We start from the raw sequence: 16,393 nt of genomic DNA on the forward strand, positions 1-16,393 counted from the left end.
GCATGTGATGGGCCGCATGGCCTGGAGCAACTGCTGCGCGGCGAGATCGTTCCATGATCCCTGACGGCCGATATCAGTGCCCGCCAGCGCCATCACCCCCGACTTGGTCAGCAATGTGCCGGCGGTTCCCGGCGCACCTCGGGCCGCAACTGACGCAAAGTCTGTTGGTGGCAGAGGTGGACATCAGCATCGCCAAGGAGCACCGGTTCAAGGAGCGCGGGGGGGGGTCACTTCTCGCTGGATGAATTTGGCAACGGCTATCGATCCTCAGCCAGTAGGCGACCACCTTTGGTAATGTCGTCGCGCCACTGCCATCACTCGGGTCTATCCTAGATAGGGCACCCTCGACTCGAGGACGGCTTGTTTATGGCCTGCGCATCGCCTGAACCGCCCACGCAGTACGGCGTTCGCCTGATCGCTCTGCTAATGCTCTACCCCCTGCTCGCCCTGATGGCCGCGGCCGAGCCGCGCGAGGTGCGCGTGGGCGTGTTCGACAACGCGCCGCAACTGCTGCTCGACCAGAACGGCCAGGTGTCGGGAATATTCGGCGATATCCTGTTCAACGTGGCGGCGCGGGAAAACTGGCGCCTGCAGGCGGTCCAGTGTGTCTGGGCCGAGTGTCTGGGCCTGTTGCGCAGCGGCCAGATCGACCTGCTGCCCGATGTGCCGTTCAACGAGACGCGCGCCCAGTTCCTCGACTTCCAGCAGCAACCGTCACTGTACAGCTGGTCGCAGTTCTACAGCGACCCGCAGCTGCAGCTCGATTCGGTGCTGGACCTGAAGAACACCCGTATCGCCGTGCTGGCCGGCTCTCTGCAGTACGACTACCTCGCCGGTCTGGTGGCCGGCTTCTCCCTGCAGGCGCAATTGCTCGCGGTGCCGACCCTGGACCAGGCCTTCCAGCTGGTCAGCGAGGGGGCCGCCGAAGTCGCGGTCGCCAATCAGCACTTCGGCGACTACCACGCCCCCGACTATGGCCTGCGCGAAAACCCCATCGTCATCCAGCCCACGCGCCTGTATTTCAGTACCGGCAAGGGCCGCAACGGCGAGTTGCTGCAGACCCTCGATCACTACCTGCTGAGCTGGCGCGCCTCCAGCAACTCGCCCTACCAACAGATACTGCAGCGCTGGGCCGGCGAACAGCCACGCCCCTTCATTCCCAGCAGCCTCTGGTGGAGCCTGGCGCTATTGGCACTGTTGCTGCTGGCCAGTGCCGGCGGCGCACTGCTGCTGCGCCGGCAGGTCTCGGAGAAGACCCATCGCCTGCAGGCCAGCGAGACGCGGCTCAATACCATCCTCGACAGCGTCGAGGCCTACATCTATATCAAGGACCCGCAGCTGCGCTACCAGTACGCCAATCGCAAGCTCTGCGAACGCTTCGGCCGGCCACTGGAGCAGGTGATCGGCTGCACCGACGAGGCGTTCTTCGACGCCCGCACCGCCAACCAGCTGCGCGCCGACGACCACCGCGTGTTGCACCACGGCGAGCGGGTGGAAAGCGAGGACACCAACCTCAGCCTGGACGGTGGGGCCGAGCACACCTACCTGTCGGTGAAGCTGCCATTGCGCCGGCCGGATGGCGACATCTATGCCTTGTGCGGCATCGCCACCGACATCAGCGAACACAAGCGCAACCTCGAGCAGATCCACCGCCTGGCCTTCTATGACCAGCTCACCGGCCTGGCCAATCGCCGCCTGCTCCTCGATCGCCTGCAGCATGCCCTGGACAGGGCCGAGCGCAATCAGGCCGAAGGCGCCCTGCTGTTCATCGATCTAGACAACTTCAAGGACCTCAACGACAGCCTGGGCCACGACCGGGGCGATCAGCTGCTGCAGCAGGTCGCCCAGCGCCTGAGCCAGCAGGCGCGCAAGGAAGACACTCTGGCACGCCTGGGCGGCGACGAGTTCGTGCTGGTGCTCGAAGAGCTGCCGGCGCAGACGCCACTGGCCATCGAACAGATCGAGGCGGTGGCCGGCAAGCTGCTCGAGGCCCTGGCCGAGCCCTACAGCCTGCAGGGCGAGACCTACACCAGCAGCGTGAGCATCGGCGTCAGCCTGTTCTTCGAGTCCGCCAGCAGCACCGATGAGGTGCTCAAGCGGGCCGACATGGCCATGTACGAAGCCAAGGCGGCCGGGCGCAACGGCCTGCGTTTCTTCAACCCGGCGATGCAGGCCCAGGTCAATGCTCGTGCCGCGCTGGACCGCGACTTGCGCCTGGGCATGCAGCTGCACCAGTTCATCCTGTACTACCAGCCGCAAGTGAACCACCTGGGCAAGCTGATCGGCGCCGAGGCCCTGGTGCGCTGGCAGCACCCCGAGCGGGGCCTGGTGCAGCCGGGGCAGTTCATCGCTCTGGCGGAAAGCACCGGCCTGATCCTGCCGCTGGGCCGCTGCATCCTGCTGTATGCCTGCCGGCAGCTGGTCCGCTGGGCCCAGAGCGCCGAATCGAGCGGGCTGCACCTGGCGGTCAACGTCAGCGCGCGCCAGTTCCATCACCCCGATTTCGTCGCCGAGGTACTGGCCGTGCTCGACGAAACCGGCGCCAACCCGCAGCGCCTGGAGCTGGAGCTGACCGAAAGCCTGCTGATCGAGGACGTCGAGGCCATGATCGAGAAGATGAGCGAGCTCAGGTCCCACGGCGTGCATTTTTCCCTGGACGACTTCGGCACCGGCTACTCGTCGCTCAGCCAGCTCAAGCGCCTGCCGCTGGATCAGCTGAAGATCGATCGCTGCTTCGTCCGCGACCTGCTCAGCGACCGCCACGATGCCGCCATCGTGCGCACCATAGTCGCCCTCGGCGACAGCCTGGAGCTGAGCGTGATCGCCGAGGGGGTAGAAACCCCCGAGCAGCGCGATGCCCTGCTGAGCCTGGGTTGTCGGGCATTCCAGGGTTACCACTTCGGTGCGCCCGGACCAGCCGAGCAGTTGCACCGCACGGCGCTGCCCGCTACAGGCCGATGAACTGTCGCCTGCGCCGCCGCTGTGTCGGCGCCCTGCCATTGGAGGTGCACCATGCCCGAGTACAATGCCCCCCTGCGCGATATGCGCTTCGTCCTCCACGAGGTCTTCGATGCCGCTGCCCTGTGGGCGCGCCTGCCGGCCCTGGCCGAGCTGGTGGATGCCGACACCGCCGACGCCATCCTGGAAGAGGCGGCCAAGGTCACAGGCATGCTGATCGCCCCGCTCAACCGCAGCGGCGACGAGCAAGGCGCGCAATGGGTCGCCGGCGAGGTACACACCCCGGATGGCTTCCGAGAGGCCTACGCCACCTATATCGAGGGCGGCTGGGTGGGCCTGTCCGGCAACCCGGCCTATGGCGGCATGGGCATGCCCAAGATGCTCGCGGTGGCCTTCGAGGAAATGCTCTACGCCGCGGGTTCCAGCTTCGCCCTCTATTCGGCGCTGAGTTCCGGCGCCTGCCTGGCGATCGACGCCCATGCCAGCGAAGAACTGAAGAACCGCTACCTGCCGCCCATGTACCAGGGCCGCTGGGCCGGCTCCATGTGCCTGACCGAAGCCCACGCCGGCACCGACCTGGGGCTACTGCGCACCCGCGCCGAACCCCGGGCCGACGGCAGCTATGCGATCAGCGGCAGCAAGATCTTCATCACCGGCGGCGAGCAGGACCTGACCGAGAACATCGTCCACCTGGTGCTGGCCAAGCTGCCGGGCGCCTCGGCCAGTTCCAAGGGGCTCTCGCTGTTCCTGGTGCCCAAGTGGCTGGTCAATGCCGACGGCAGCCTGGGGGCGCGCAATGCGCTGAGCTGCGGCTCGATCGAGCACAAGATGGGCATCAAGGCCTCGGCCACCTGCGTGATGAACTTCGACGGTGCCCAGGGCTGGCTGATCGGCGAGGCCAACAAGGGCCTGGCGGCGATGTTCACCATGATGAACTACGAGCGCCTGTCGATCGGCATCCAGGGCATCGGCTGCGCCGAGGCGTCCTACCAGGCCGCCACCCGCTATGCCCGCGAGCGCCTGCAAGGTCGCGGCGCCGCCGGCGTGCAGGAGCAGAACAAGGCCGCGGACCCGATCATCGTGCATGCCGAGGTACGGCGCATGCTGCTGTGCATGAAGGCCATGACCGAGGGCGGCCGCGCCTTCGCCTGCTACGTCGGCCAGCAGCTCGACCTGAGCAAGTTCAGCGAGGATGCCGAGGAGCGCCAGGCCGCCGATGCCCTGGTCGCCCTGCTCACCCCGGTGGCCAAGGCCTTCTTCACCGACAGCGGCCTGGAAAGCTGCCTCCACGGCCAGCAGGTGCTCGGCGGCCACGGCTATATTCGCGAGTGGGGCCAGGAGCAGCTGGTGCGCGACGTACGCATCGCGCAGATCTACGAGGGCACCAACGGCATCCAGGCCCTCGATCTGCTCGGGCGCAAGGTGGTGAGCAACGGCGGCGCGGCGCTGCGCCAGTTCGCCGCCGAAGTCCGTCACTTCGCCCACCAGCACGAAACGCCCTACGGCAGCGAGCTGATCACCGCCCTGGAGCGCCTGGAAGCGATCAGCGGCTGGCTGCTCGACCAGGCCAAGGAGGATCCGCACGCGATAGGCGCCGCGGCGGTCGACTACCTGCACCTATTCGGCTACGTCGCCTATGCCTACATGTGGGCGCGCATGGCAGCGGTGGCCGAGGCCAGACGCGCCGAGGACGAGGCCTTCTCCGCCGGCAAGCTGGCCACCGCGGCGTTCTATTTCGCCCGCCTGTTGCCGCGCAGCCTGAGCCTGGAGGCGAGCATCCGCGCCGGCAGCGCGCCGCTGTACGGCCTGGATGCCGAGCAGTTCTGAAGATGCAGCGTGTCGCCCCCGGCAGGAGCATGCCCTTGGGCGCCCGTGGTTAACCTATCCTCGTTCGCCTGCCCCTCGAGCACGAAGGCGGTTTGCCTTGCGTGCCAAGGGCTCAATGGCAACTCCCACAGGCGTCTGTCACCCTAGGCATTCCCTACCCGGACACCAACCAGAGACCCGCATGCGCAGCATCTCCACCCTCACCGGCAACAGTCAGAAACTCGACGGCGGCGCCATGTTCGGCAACGCGCCCAAGGCCCTGTGGCAGCGCTGGATGGCGCCGGACCCGGAGAACCGCATCGACCTTGGCTGCCGCGCCCTGCTGGTGCAGGAAGACGAGCGCAATATCCTGATGGAAACCGGCATCGGCGCCTTCTTCAGCCCCGAACTGAAACAGCGCTTCGGCGTCCAGGAACAGCACCACGTGCTGCTCGACAGCCTGGCCGAGCTGGGCCTGTGCGATGCCGACATCGACATCGTGGTGCTCAGCCACCTGCACTTCGACCACGCCGGCGGTCTGCTCGCCGCCTGGAAGGCCGATCAGCCGCCGCGTCTGCTGTTCCCCCACGCCCGCTTCGTCACCGGCCGGCGCCAGTGGCAGCGCGCCTGCCACCCGCACCCGCGCGACCGCGCCTCCTACATTCCGGAGCTGCTCGAACTGCTGGAGGCCAGCGGCCGCCTGGAACTGATCGACGACGGCCAGCACTGCGCACTGCTCGGCGAAGATTGGCGCCTGCACTGGAGCGATGGCCACACCCCGGGCCAGCTGCTGCCGGAAGTGGCGATGCCCGGCGGTCCGGTGGTGTTTGCCGCCGACCTGATCCCCGGCGCGCCCTGGCTGAACCTGCCGATCACCATGGGTTACGACCGTTTCCCCGAGGGCCTGATCGAGGAGAAGCAGGCCCTGCTCGACGACCTGCTGGCGCGCGGCGGCCGCCTGGTGTTCACCCACGACCCGAGCATCGCCATGGGCCGGGTGGTGCGCGACGCCAAGGGCCGCCATGGCCTGGCCGACAGCCTGCAGCAGGTGCGCCAACTCACAGACTGAACAACCGGGATCATCCGCGCCCTGGCGGCCCGGATCAGGCTCGACTAGGGTGTCTGCGTCTCCCGATTGTGCAAAAGGACTTCCCATGAATCAGCAGATCTACGTCAACCTCCCGGTCAAGGACCTCGCCCGCAGCCGCACCTTCTTCGCCCGCCTGGGCTTCGACTTCAACCCGCAGTTCAGCGACGACACGGCCGCCTGCATGCAGGTGGCCGAGAACATCTTCGTCATGCTGCTGACCGAGGCCAAGTTCCAGGGCTTCACCCCCAAGCCGATCTGCAACGCCCACCAGGCCACCGAGGTGCTGGTGTGCCTGTCCGCCGAGAGCCGCGAGCGCATCGACGAGCTGGTGCGCGCGGCCGTCGCGGCCGGCGGCTCGACCTACAGCGAGGCGCAGGACCACGGTTTCATGTACGGCCACGGCTTCCAGGACCTGGACGGGCATATCTGGGAACTGGTGCACCTGTCCGCCGCCCCGGACCAGCACTGAGGCGACTAGAGCCCGCCGCTGACGCCCAGGTTGACACCCAATTCGACCGCCAGGGCGAAGGGCAGCAGCAGGGTATCCAACAGGACGCTGGCCGGCAGGTCGAGGGCGGCGTACTTCGGCGCCTCGGCACCGAAGCGATCCAGCGGGCAGCAGCCGCCGTTGAGGCTGTACCAGTCCAGGCGCGCACCGGCATAGATCAAGGGCGCCCCCGGTTTGGCCGCATCCAGCACCCGCACGCTGGCGCAGCCGCCCAGCACGAGCAGGCCCAGCAGCAACGCCGCCCTAGTCATCGCTGCTCAGGTGATGCTCGCCCCAGCGCGGCAGCATGTCCTGGGGGATATCCAGGCAATTGAGGATGCGCGCGACCACGAAGTCGATCAGGTCGTCGAGGGTCTGCGGCTGGTGATAGAAGCCCGGCGCCGCCGGCAGTATGGTCACCCCCAGGTTGGCGAGCTTGAGCATGTTCTCCAGGTGGATGCTGGAGAACGGCGCCTCGCGCGGCACCAGGATCAACTGACGGCGTTCCTTGAGCACCACATCGGCGGCGCGCTCGATCAGGTTGTTGCAGGCGCCCGTGGCAATCGCCGACAGGGTGCCGGTGCTGCAAGGCACCACCACCATGGCGCCGGGCGCGCCGGAGCCGGAGGCAACCGGCGCCATCCAGTCTTCCTTGCCGTAGACGCGGATCTGCCCGGGGGCGGCGCCGGTGTACTCGCTGAGGAAGGCCTGCATGGCCTGGGGCTTGGCCGGCAGGGTGACGTCCGTTTCGGTGGCCACCACCAGCTGCGCCGCCTTGGAGATCAGGAAGTGCACCTCGCGGTCTTCCTGCACCAGGCAGTCGAGCAGGCGCAGGCCGTATTGCGCGCCGGAGGCGCCGGTCATGGCCAGGGTGATCCGCTCGGGTCCGGACATGCTCACTCCTCCAGGGCCTGGGCCAGCTTGCCGTGCAGGCCGCCGAAGCCGCCATTGCTCATGATCACCACCTGGGTGCCGGGCGCGGCCTCGGCCTTGACCCCTTTGATGATCGCCTCCAGCGAATCGCAGACCCGGGTCGGCACGGTCGAGGACGCCACGCTGGCGGCCAGGTCCCAGCCGAGGTTGGCCGGCGCGTACCAGTACACCGAGTCGGCCTGCGCCACCGAGGCCGGCAGGCCGTCGCGGTGGGCGCCAAGCTTCATCGAGTTGGAGCGCGGTTCGATCACCGCGATCAACCGGGCATCGCCGATGCGCTGGCGCAGGCCGTCGAGGGTGGTGGCGATGGCGGTCGGGTGGTGGGCGAAGTCGTCGTAGACGGTCACGCCCCTGACCTCGGCGACCTTCTCCATGCGCCGCTTGGCGTTCTTGAATTCACCCAGGGCGGCGATGCCCAGTGCCGGCAGTACGCCGACGTGGCGCGCCGCGGCGAGCACCGCCAGGGCGTTGGCGACGTTGTGCCGGCCAGTCAGCTGCCAGTCGACCACGCCCTGGGCCACGCCCTCGAACAGCACCTCGAAGCGCGAGCCATCGGCGCTGAGCAGCCGTGCCTGCCACTGGCCGCCCTCGCCGGTGGTCTGCACCGGGGTCCAGCAGCCCATCTCGATGACCCGTTGCAGCGCCGCTTCGCCGGTGGGGTGGATGATCAGCCCGGCGCCGGGGATGGTCCGCACCAGATGATGGAACTGCCGTTCGATGGCCGCCAGGTCCGGGAAGATGTCCGCGTGATCGAACTCCAGGTTGTTGAGGATGGCGGTGCGCGGACGGTAGTGGACGAACTTGCTGCGCTTGTCGAAGAAGGCGCTGTCGTACTCGTCGGCCTCGACCACGAAGAAGGGCGTGCCGCCCAGGCGTGCGGAGATGCCGAAGTTCTGCGGCACTCCGCCAATCAGGAAGCCCGGGCTCATGCCGGCATGCTCCAGCACCCAGGCCAGCATGCTCGAGCTGCTGGTCTTGCCGTGGGTGCCGGCCACCGCCAGCACCCAGCGCCCCTGCAGCACATGGTCGGCCAGCCACTGCGGGCCGCTGACGTAGGGCAGGCCCTGGTCGAGCACATATTCCACCGCCGGGTTGCCGCGCGACAGGGCGTTGCCGATCACCACCAGGTCCGGCGCCGGCTGCAGTTGCGCGGCGTCGTAGCCCTGGGTCAGCTCGATGCCCTGGGCCTGCAGCTGGGTGCTCATCGGCGGATAGACATTGGCGTCGGAGCCGGTCACCCGGTGCCCCAGTTCCTTGGCCAGCACGGCCAGCGAGCCCATGAAGGTGCCGCAGATGCCGAGAATATGGATATGCATGGAAAACCCCTGAAACGGGCGCGTTCGGGCCCGGTGGAAACTCGCCGCAGGTTAGCACAGCCCCCTGGGTTCGATCTCGGCGCGCCGCCTTCCCCGGGGCGGCTCGCCGCGGTGAACGGGCCCGCCACAGGAAAATCAATCAAACGCTTGCTTGGATTGCGCTTTCCAAAAGCTTTAGGCAGCATCGACCCGGTCCGCTGGCATAGCACATGCATTGCCCAAGCCGCCCATCCGCAAACCAACGTCGAGGCCTGCCATGCGCATCGTCCCAGCCACACTCGAGCACCTGGACCTGCTGACCCCGCTGTTCGTCAAATACCGTGAGTTCTACGGCGAGCTGCCCTTTCCGGACTCCTCGCGCAAGTTCCTCGAGACCCGCCTGCGTCGCAAGGAGTCGATGATCTACCTGGCCCTGGCCGACGACGAGGACAGGCTGCTCGGCTTCTGCCAGCTCTACCCGAGCTATTCCTCGCTGTCGCTCAAGCGGGTGTGGATCCTCAACGACATCTACGTCGCCGAAGACGCGCGTCGTCAGCTGGTCGCCGACCGCCTGTTGCAGACCGCCAAGAAGATGGCCAAGGAGACCAACGCCGTGCGCATGCGCGTGGCCACAAGCCGCGACAACGAGGTGGCGCAGAAAGTCTACGAGTCGATCGGTTTCGTCGAGGACGAGCAATTCAAGAACTACGTGCTGCCGATCAACGGCGATTGAGCCTGGGCCGCCTCGCCGGCCCAGGCCGGCACCGGCGTGTCAGCCTAGCAGGCTGAGGTACAGGCCCAGGCCCAACTGCAGCAGCAACACGCCCAGCAGCGCCAGCTTCCAAATCGCCGGCCCGCCGCGCGGGCGCGGCGACTGCGGAGCATGCTGCAGGGGCTGGCGCAGCGCCTGCTGAAACTCCGACAGGGCCTCGAAACGGGCCGCCGGCTGCGGCGCCAGGGCCCGCGCCAAAACGCCGTCCCACCCGGCCGGCAAGTGCACGGAGAAACTCGCCAGCGGCACATAGCGACTGCCGGCTCCGCCCTCCGGCCGGGCCACTTCCGGCCACTGCCCACTGAGCAACCAGTAGGCCAGTGCGGCCAGGGCGAACTGGTCGGCGCGACCATCCACCGGCTGCCCGCCACGCAACTCCGGCGCCAGCGGGATGGCCTCGGCCGGCAGTGGCTCGCGCGGCACGCCCGGCAGCAACGCGGCATGCTCGGGTATCAGCAGCAGGCGCCCACCCTCGTCGATCAGGATATGCCGCGGACTCAGCCACAGGCCCTGCATGCCCCGGCGCTGCAGCGCGCGCACCCCGGCGATCAGCTGCTCGAGCAGGGCCAGCAGGGCCTGCCCGTCCAGAGGCCCATGGGCGGCGGCCCAGTCGGCCAGGCTGCGGGTTCCCGCCACCGGCGGTTCGAACAGCAGAAAGGCATGGCGACGCGGTCGATAGGCCGACAGCACCTGCGGCAGGCTGGCCACCGGGCTGCGGCGCAGGGCCCACTCGCGCTGCCAGAAGGCTTCGTCGGCGGCCGCCTCGGCGAACCACAGCAGGGCCTCGCGACCACGCTCGTCGCGGCCGCGAAACAGCCGTCCCGGCGGCCCGAACGAGCAATCGGCGAGCAGGGTCCAACCATCCACCTGCATGCCCACCCGCGCTTCGCTCAGGGCCGGCCATTGCTCGCGCACGACAGGCGGCGCCGGGCCGGCATCGCTGGTCCCCGTCAGCAGCAGCGTCGCCGCACCCGGCGCGCCGAGCAGCGGGGCGAGCAGGTCCGGCAGGCCATTGGCCGTAAGCCCCAGGCAGCCCGCGCGGAACGCCTGCAGATCGGCCACCGCGAGCAACGGCTGCGGCGCCAGCAACAGCACCTCGCCCGGGCTCAGCGGCAGGCTGTACTGCATCAGCGCCAGCTCGGCCTGCAAGCCCAGCTGCAGGCCCTCGCGACCAACCAGGCTGTGCAGGCTGCCGGCCTGACAGCGCAGCAGCCCCATGGCGCCGGCCTGGAGAAACTGGGCTTCGCCTTCCTGCAGCAGGAGCAACCCGGCGTCCAGTTGCGCGATGCTGCGCCCGCTGCGCTGGCGCCAGTACAGTTGCTGGTTGAGTGCCGCCAACACCTGCCGCGCGGCCTGCGCCTCGCTCCAGCCCGCCGGCGTGCAGCGGTAGTCGGCGAACAGCGCGTCCAGGTACTGCTCCAGCTGCTGCACCACATCGGGGCATTCGCGCGCCCAGAGCAACGCCACCAGCAGCAGCGGCGGGCGCCCCTGACGGCCGGCGATCCACATCGCCCGGCCCCGCGCCGCCTGCCTCGGCAGATCAATACCACCCCCCTGCACCAGGCTGACGGCCGGATGGTCCATGCGCTCTATCGACATCGGCTGTTCCCCCCTCACCGCCTAACTGCCCTTGCCGTTGCAGCCTTTATGCCGACTTGCCGCGCGGATGCCGTCGCGCATATGGTGAACGGCCCAGCCCTCCGAGCCCTACCCGCATCATGTGGTCACTGCGCGCCTGGCGCCGCCGGCGCATCCTCGCCCGTCATCCCGTGCCACCCGCCGCCTGGGCCGCTGTGCGCCAGCGCCTGCCGCTGCTCGACGGCCTGAGCGAGACCGAGGACCGGCTTCTGCGCGAGCGCGCCGTGCTGTTTCTGCACCACAAGCACCTGACCGCCCTGCCCGGAGTCGAACTGGACAGGGTCGATCGGCTGTGCCTGGCCGCCCAGGCCGAGCTGCCGCTGCTGCACCTGGCCGAGCTGAACTGGTACCAGGGCTTTCACGAGATCGTCCTCTACCCCGACGACTTCGTCAGCCCGCAGCGCCACCGCGACGCCAGCGGCGTGGTGCACGAGTGGGATGGCGCGCACAGCGGCGAAGCCTGGCTGCAGGGTCCGGTGATCCTGGCCTGGCCCGGGGTCCAGACCAGCGGCGGCTGGGAGGGCTACAACCTGGTGATCCACGAGCTGGCGCACAAGCTGGACATGCTCAACGGCGCCGCCAACGGCCTGCCGCCGCTGCACCGCAACATGCGCATCAGCGACTGGGCCGAGGCCATGCAGGGTGCCTACGACCGGCTCAATGCCCAGCTCGATGCCCATCCGCACGGCGCCGGCGCCATCGACGCCTATGCCGCGGAGAACCCCGCGGAGTTCTTCGCGGTCACCTGCGAGTACTTCTTCAGTGCCCCGGACCTGCTGGCGGCGGCCTTCCCCGCGGTCTATGGGCAGCTCGCGCTGTTCTTCCGCCAGGACCCGCTGGAGCGTCTGCGCCGCCTGCAGGCGGCCGACCCGGACTATCGCACTACGCCCTAGGATGTCCCGGGCACGACCAATGGCTAGGTATCCCGGCATGGTAACGGCCAGGGAATGTGCCTATAATCGCGCCACTTTTTTTGGCCCATCCCTGGGAGTCGCCCCATGAGCTACAGCAAGATTCCAGCCGGCAAAGACCTGCCGAACGACATCTACGTCGCCATCGAGATCCCGGCCAACCATGCGCCGATCAAATACGAGATCGACCACGAGACCGATTGCCTGATGGTCGACCGTTTCATGGCCACGCCGATGTTCTACCCGGCCAACTACGGCTTCATCCCGCACACCCTGGCCGATGACGGCGACCCCCTCGACGTGCTGGTCGTGACCCCCTATCCGGTCGCCCCGGGTTCGGTGATCCGCGCCCGTCCGGTTGGCGTGCTGCACATGACCGACGAAGCCGGCGGCGACGCCAAGCTGATCGCCGTACCGCACGACAAGCTGAGCCAGCTGTATGTGGACGTGAAGGAATACACCGACCTGCCGGCCCTGCTGCTCGAGCAGATCAAGCACTTCTTCGAGAACTACAAGGATCTCGAGAAGGGCAAGTGGGTCAAGGTGGAAGGCTGGGGCAACGCCGACGAAGCCCGCGCGGAAATCACCAAGGCAGTGGCGGCTTACCAAAAATAAGCCGACACCACCCCCTGAAAACCGGCCACAAGCCGGTTTTTTTATGCCTGCGCGTCGGGCGCCCCGACGGCTCGCGGGGACTGTTCGGGCGCCCTGTGCCGACCTGGGCCGTCGGCCCCGACCTCATCGGCGATCTGCCGCTATGCTGTAGCCCAGCGAGCCGACCGTAGGTCTGCCCCGTAAGCGCGGAGCGCATGCCGTAGGGACACAGGGAGAGATGCCGTGAGTTGCCGTACCCTCGCAGGACTGTTGATTGCCTGGCTGCTTGCCGCCACGGCCAGCCTGGCCCAGGCTCAATGGCCCGGGCCGACGCAGGGGCCGGCGGTACCACCGGGCAAGCGGGTGCTGTTCATCGCCGCCGACTTTCGCAATGGTGGCGTCGCGGGGGTCTACCGCGGCATCAAGCAGGCCGCCCGTCGGGTCGGCTGGCAGGTACATGCCCTGGACGGACGCGGCGACGCCGCCCATCTGCGCCGCCTCGCCGCCCAGGCCCTGCGCGAAGCGCCCGATGGCGTGGTCCTCGGCGGTTTCGGCGCCGACATGCTCGGCAACCTGCCGGCGTCGTTCCGGCAGCACAAGATCCCCCTGGTCGGCTGGCACGCCGCCGACAAGCCGGGGCCGACCCGCTGGTTGTTCAACAATGTCTCCACCGACCCGCTGCTGGTGGCGGACCTGGCCGCCGACCTGGTGATCGGCGAGCACCCCAGCGGTATCGTGATCTTCACCGACAGCCAGTTCGCCATCGCCACCGCCAAGGCCGAGCGCATGGCTGCCCGTATCGCCCGCTGCGCCAGCTGCCGCCTGTTGAGCATCGAGGACCTGCCCATCGCCCGGGCCGCCGAGGACATCGCCACCCGCACCCTGCAGCTGCAACGACGCTTCGGCCCGAGCTGGACGCACGCCCTGGCGATCAACGACCTGTATTTCGACCATATCAACGTGCCCCTGGCCCGCCTCGGCCGCCGCGATATTCGCCTGGTCTCGGCCGGTGACGGTTCGGCCAAGGCACTGGGGCGCATCCAGTCCGGCCTGTCCCAGCAGATCGCCACCGTGGCCGAACCGCTCGAGGCCCACGGCTGGCAGGTGCTCGACGAGCTGAACCGGGCCCTGGCCGGCGAGCCGCCCAGTGGCTATGTCGCCCGGCCGCTGCTGGTGACCGGGCGCACCGCCAACGGCGACGCCGCCCCCGACCGCCAGCACGAAGCCGGCTACCTGCGCCTGTGGCAGCCGAAGTGAGGTTCGTCCCGGCTAACGCCGGAATAGGTTGACCAGCAGGGTCAGGGCGATGCTGAGCACCAGCATGGATGTCAGCGGAATGAACAGCTCGCCGCGCTTGGACTGGATGTGGATATCTCCCGGCAAACGGCCAAACCAGCTCAGCAGCCCGGGCGCGAAATGCAGCAGCGCGCCGAGCAGCAGTAGCACTGCACCGATGATCATCAAGCCACGCGCCATATCCGCCTCCGTCTCTAGCTGGCAGCCGCTCAGCCTCAAGGCTGGTCGTAGCTGGACAGGCTGATGCCGGCCTGGCTCAGGCAGTCGCGCAGGTGCTTGATGTCCTGTTTGCTGCAGACGTTACCCTGGTGCGGGCGGTGGAGGATAAATTCGTGCTGGTTCAGCAGCACGCGAAAGCGCGCGCCCAGGATCGGCTCGACCGTGGCACCGAGGTGATGCAGCAAGGACTCGACCTCGCGCCAGTGGATATTGCTACGCAGTGGATCCTGGAAAATCGAGTTCAGGAGATTGCGCTGCTTGTGACTCATGGCCCAACCTCCTTTCGACGCCGCACCCTGTGCAGAAGAATAGCAGCCCACCCTGCCCCAGCCGCGCCGCTGCTCCTTGGCCGAAACCTGCGAGCTGCGTAAGCTGCGCTCTTTTTGCACGGATCGCCGATGAGCCCGACCGATATCCTCCTGCTGGTGCTCGCCGGCTGCGCCGCCGGCGGCATGAATGCCCTGGCCGGCGGCGGCACCTTCTTCTCCTTCCCGGCCCTGCTCGCCGCTGGCCTGCCGCCGGTCACCGCCAACGCCACCAATGCCGTGGCGCTGTGGCCGGCCAGCCTGGCCGGGGCCTGGGCCGCGCGCAGCTCGTTGCGCCCGCTCGGCCGCTACCTGCTGCCACTGCTGCTGGCCGGACTGCTTGGCGGCCTGGGCGGCGGCCTGCTGCTGCTGGCCGGCGGCGACGAACTGTTTCGCGGCCTGATCCCCTGGCTGCTGCTGGCCGCCACCGCGCTGTTCGCCGCCAGCCCCTGGCTCAGCCGCGCCCTGGCGGCACGTCGGGCACCCGCCGCGCAACCGCCACACGGGCCGCTGTCGATCACCGCCCATGTCGGCGTGTCCGTCTATGGTGGCTACTTCGGCGCCGGCATGGGCATCCTGCAGCTGGCGGCCTTCGCCATCGAGGGCCACCCCCTGGCCCGCGCCAATGCCCTGAAGAACCTGATTTCGGCGGTGATCTACAGCGTCGCCACCGTCACCTTCGTGGTCGCCGGACGGGTCAGCTGGTACGAGCTGGCGATCCTGCTGACGGGCGCCACCCTCGGCGGCTACGCCGGCGGCGCCCTCGGCCAGCGCCTGCCGCCGGCACTGCTGCGCGCCTTGGTCATCCTGGTCGGCGCCAGCATGACCGGCTATTACTTCTGGGCCACCTATTTCGTCGCCTGAAAAGCCCCCGCCGATTTGCCCGGGGGACCCGGCTCTGCTAGTGTCGCGGCGGTCAACCCCCTGCCCGAGTCCCCCGCCAGAGAACGCCCGCCATGGCCCGCAAGAAAGCCGCGCTCGATTTCGAGCAATCCCTGACCGACCTGCAGAACCTGGTCGAACGCCTGGAAAGCGGCGAGCTGTCGCTGGAAGACTCGCTGACTGCCTTCGAACAGGGCATCCGCCTGACCCGCGACTGCCAGGCGGCCCTGAGCCAGGCGGAACAGAAGGTGCAGATTCTCCTCGAGCGCGACGGCGAACTGGAGGAAGCCCCCTTCGACGCGGACCGCCCGGCATGATCGCGGCCTACCAGGCGCAGTGCCAGGCCCGCGTCGATGCCGCCCTGGAACGCCTGCTGCAGGCCCCGCGTGGCGAGTTGCAGCGCCTTTACCAGGCCATGCGCTACAGCGTGGTCAACGGCGGCAAGCGGGTCCGCCCGCTGCTGGTGTACGCCGCCTGCGAAACCCTCGGCGGTGACGCCGAACGGGCCGACGGCGCCGCCTGTGCGGTCGAGCTGATCCACGCCTATTCGCTGGTGCACGACGACCTGCCGGCGATGGACGACGACGACCTGCGCCGCGGCCAGCCCACCACCCATCGTGCCTTCGACGAGGCCAGCGCGATCCTCGCCGGCGACGGCCTGCAGAGCCTGGCCTTCGAGGTGCTGACCGACGCGGGACGCAACCCGCACGACGCCGAACTGCGCCTGGCCATGGTCGCCGAACTGGCCCGCGCCGCCGGCCCGCAAGGCATGGTCGGCGGCCAGGCCATCGACCTCGGTTCGGTCGGCCGCGAGCTCGATCAGGCGGCGCTGGAGATCATGCACCGGCACAAGACCGGCGCCCTGATCGAAGCCAGCGTGCGCCTCGGCGCCCTGGCCAGCGGGGCCGCCGAACCCTCCACGCTCAAGGCCCTGGAGGTGTACGCCCAGGCCATCGGCCTGGCGTTCCAGGTGCAGGACGACATCCTCGACGTGGAAAGCGATACCGCCACCCTGGGCAAGACCCAGGGCAAGGATGAGGCCAACCACAAGCCGACCTACCCGGCCCTGCTCGGCCTGGAGCAGGCCAAGGCCTACGCCCTGGAGCTGCGCGACCAGGCCCTGCATGCTCTGCGTCCGTTCGACCACAGGGCCGAGCCGCTGCGCGACCTGGCCCGCTACATCGTCGAGCGGCGCCACTAACCAGCG

At 68.5% G+C, this 16,393-nt stretch carries 17 protein-coding genes; 11 read left to right on the forward strand and 6 right to left on the reverse strand.

Going from position 1 to position 16,393, the window contains the following annotated elements; all coding sequences use genetic code 11:
- Nucleotides 1–426 precede the first annotated feature (426 nt).
- The 4 genes from AB5S05_RS15330 to AB5S05_RS15345 all read left to right on the forward strand — a co-directional run bounded on the left by AB5S05_RS15330 (nucleotide 427) and on the right by AB5S05_RS15345 (nucleotide 6,323).
- A complete protein-coding gene (locus AB5S05_RS15330; protein WP_369288390.1) occupies nucleotides 427–2,961 on the forward strand; it encodes an EAL domain-containing protein in 2,535 nt (844 codons plus the stop codon).
- Between the two features lie 51 nt (nucleotides 2,962–3,012).
- Nucleotides 3,013–4,785, forward strand: a complete 1,773-nt coding sequence (locus AB5S05_RS15335; protein ID WP_369288391.1) for an acyl-CoA dehydrogenase C-terminal domain-containing protein — start codon at nucleotides 3,013–3,015, stop codon at nucleotides 4,783–4,785.
- Between the two features lie 181 nt (nucleotides 4,786–4,966).
- Complete coding sequence (locus tag AB5S05_RS15340) at nucleotides 4,967–5,833, forward strand: MBL fold metallo-hydrolase (RefSeq protein ID WP_369288392.1); 867 nt, start codon at nucleotides 4,967–4,969, stop codon at nucleotides 5,831–5,833.
- Nucleotides 5,834–5,918: 85 nt separating this feature from the next.
- A complete protein-coding gene (locus AB5S05_RS15345; RefSeq protein ID WP_369288393.1) occupies nucleotides 5,919–6,323 on the forward strand; it encodes a VOC family protein in 405 nt (134 codons plus the stop codon).
- 5 nt (nucleotides 6,324–6,328) lie between these two features.
- Here AB5S05_RS15345 and AB5S05_RS15350 read toward each other — a convergent pair whose 3' ends face one another.
- Genes AB5S05_RS15350 through mpl form a run of 3 tightly spaced genes read right to left on the reverse strand, consistent with a single transcriptional unit; the run spans nucleotide 6,329 to nucleotide 8,590 of the window.
- Nucleotides 6,329–6,613: a YceK/YidQ family lipoprotein gene (locus AB5S05_RS15350; protein WP_369288394.1), complete on the reverse strand. Its 285-nt coding sequence runs from the start codon at nucleotides 6,611–6,613 to the stop codon at nucleotides 6,329–6,331.
- Nucleotides 6,606–7,235, reverse strand: coding sequence for a flavin prenyltransferase UbiX (ubiX, locus tag AB5S05_RS15355; protein ID WP_369288395.1), 630 nt, complete (start codon nucleotides 7,233–7,235; stop codon nucleotides 6,606–6,608). The genes AB5S05_RS15350 and ubiX overlap by 8 nt, the downstream gene beginning before the upstream one ends.
- Nucleotides 7,236–7,237: 2 nt before the next feature.
- Nucleotides 7,238–8,590, reverse strand: a complete 1,353-nt coding sequence (gene mpl / locus AB5S05_RS15360; protein ID WP_369288396.1) for a UDP-N-acetylmuramate:L-alanyl-gamma-D-glutamyl-meso-diaminopimelate ligase — start codon at nucleotides 8,588–8,590, stop codon at nucleotides 7,238–7,240.
- Nucleotides 8,591–8,846: 256 nt separating this feature from the next.
- Between mpl and AB5S05_RS15365 the strand changes: the two genes are divergently transcribed.
- Nucleotides 8,847–9,302 carry a GNAT family N-acetyltransferase gene (locus tag AB5S05_RS15365; protein WP_369288397.1) on the forward strand — a complete coding sequence of 152 codons (456 nt, stop codon included), beginning with the start codon at nucleotides 8,847–8,849 and terminating at the stop codon, nucleotides 9,300–9,302.
- A gap of 39 nt (nucleotides 9,303–9,341) precedes the next feature.
- Here the strand turns inward: AB5S05_RS15365 and AB5S05_RS15370 are convergent, their stop codons facing one another.
- Entirely contained in the window at nucleotides 9,342–10,940 is a 1,599-nt protein-coding gene (locus AB5S05_RS15370) for a serine/threonine-protein kinase (protein ID WP_369288398.1), read from the reverse strand.
- 119 nt (nucleotides 10,941–11,059) lie between these two features.
- Here AB5S05_RS15370 and AB5S05_RS15375 point away from each other — a divergent pair, with 119 nt between their 5' ends.
- From AB5S05_RS15375 to AB5S05_RS15385, 3 genes are all read left to right on the forward strand, one after another.
- Nucleotides 11,060–11,872, forward strand: a complete 813-nt coding sequence (locus tag AB5S05_RS15375; RefSeq protein ID WP_369288399.1) for a M90 family metallopeptidase — start codon at nucleotides 11,060–11,062, stop codon at nucleotides 11,870–11,872.
- A gap of 105 nt (nucleotides 11,873–11,977) precedes the next feature.
- A complete protein-coding gene (ppa, locus tag AB5S05_RS15380; protein WP_369288400.1) occupies nucleotides 11,978–12,505 on the forward strand; it encodes an inorganic diphosphatase in 528 nt (175 codons plus the stop codon).
- 222 nt (nucleotides 12,506–12,727) lie between these two features.
- Complete coding sequence (locus AB5S05_RS15385; RefSeq protein ID WP_369288401.1) at nucleotides 12,728–13,741, forward strand: type 1 periplasmic-binding domain-containing protein; 1,014 nt, start codon at nucleotides 12,728–12,730, stop codon at nucleotides 13,739–13,741.
- A 12-nt stretch (nucleotides 13,742–13,753) separates the two neighbouring features.
- Here AB5S05_RS15385 and AB5S05_RS15390 read toward each other — a convergent pair whose 3' ends face one another.
- Both AB5S05_RS15390 and AB5S05_RS15395 read right to left on the reverse strand, forming a co-directional pair.
- Nucleotides 13,754–13,960, reverse strand: a complete 207-nt coding sequence (locus tag AB5S05_RS15390; RefSeq protein ID WP_369288402.1) for a DUF2905 domain-containing protein — start codon at nucleotides 13,958–13,960, stop codon at nucleotides 13,754–13,756.
- A 35-nt stretch (nucleotides 13,961–13,995) separates the two neighbouring features.
- Entirely contained in the window at nucleotides 13,996–14,268 is a 273-nt protein-coding gene (locus AB5S05_RS15395) for a hypothetical protein (protein WP_369288403.1), read from the reverse strand.
- Between the two features lie 129 nt (nucleotides 14,269–14,397).
- Here AB5S05_RS15395 and AB5S05_RS15400 point away from each other — a divergent pair, with 129 nt between their 5' ends.
- The 3 genes from AB5S05_RS15400 (at nucleotide 14,398) to ispA (ending at nucleotide 16,387) form a co-directional block, all read left to right on the forward strand.
- Complete coding sequence (locus tag AB5S05_RS15400) at nucleotides 14,398–15,168, forward strand: sulfite exporter TauE/SafE family protein (protein ID WP_369288404.1); 771 nt, start codon at nucleotides 14,398–14,400, stop codon at nucleotides 15,166–15,168.
- 92 nt (nucleotides 15,169–15,260) lie between these two features.
- The gene (locus tag AB5S05_RS15405; RefSeq protein ID WP_090445121.1) at nucleotides 15,261–15,503 is read left to right on the forward strand and encodes an exodeoxyribonuclease VII small subunit; all 243 of its coding nucleotides are present in this window, start codon (nucleotides 15,261–15,263) and stop codon (nucleotides 15,501–15,503) included.
- Entirely contained in the window at nucleotides 15,500–16,387 is an 888-nt protein-coding gene (ispA, locus tag AB5S05_RS15410) for a (2E,6E)-farnesyl diphosphate synthase (RefSeq protein ID WP_369288405.1), read from the forward strand. The genes AB5S05_RS15405 and ispA overlap by 4 nt, the downstream gene beginning before the upstream one ends.
- The last annotated feature ends 6 nt before the right edge of the window (nucleotides 16,388–16,393 follow it).

The sequence above is a fragment of the Pseudomonas zhanjiangensis genome (assembly GCF_041027545.1).
In the GTDB taxonomy this organism is placed as follows: Bacteria; Pseudomonadota; Gammaproteobacteria; order Pseudomonadales; family Pseudomonadaceae; genus Aquipseudomonas; species Aquipseudomonas zhanjiangensis.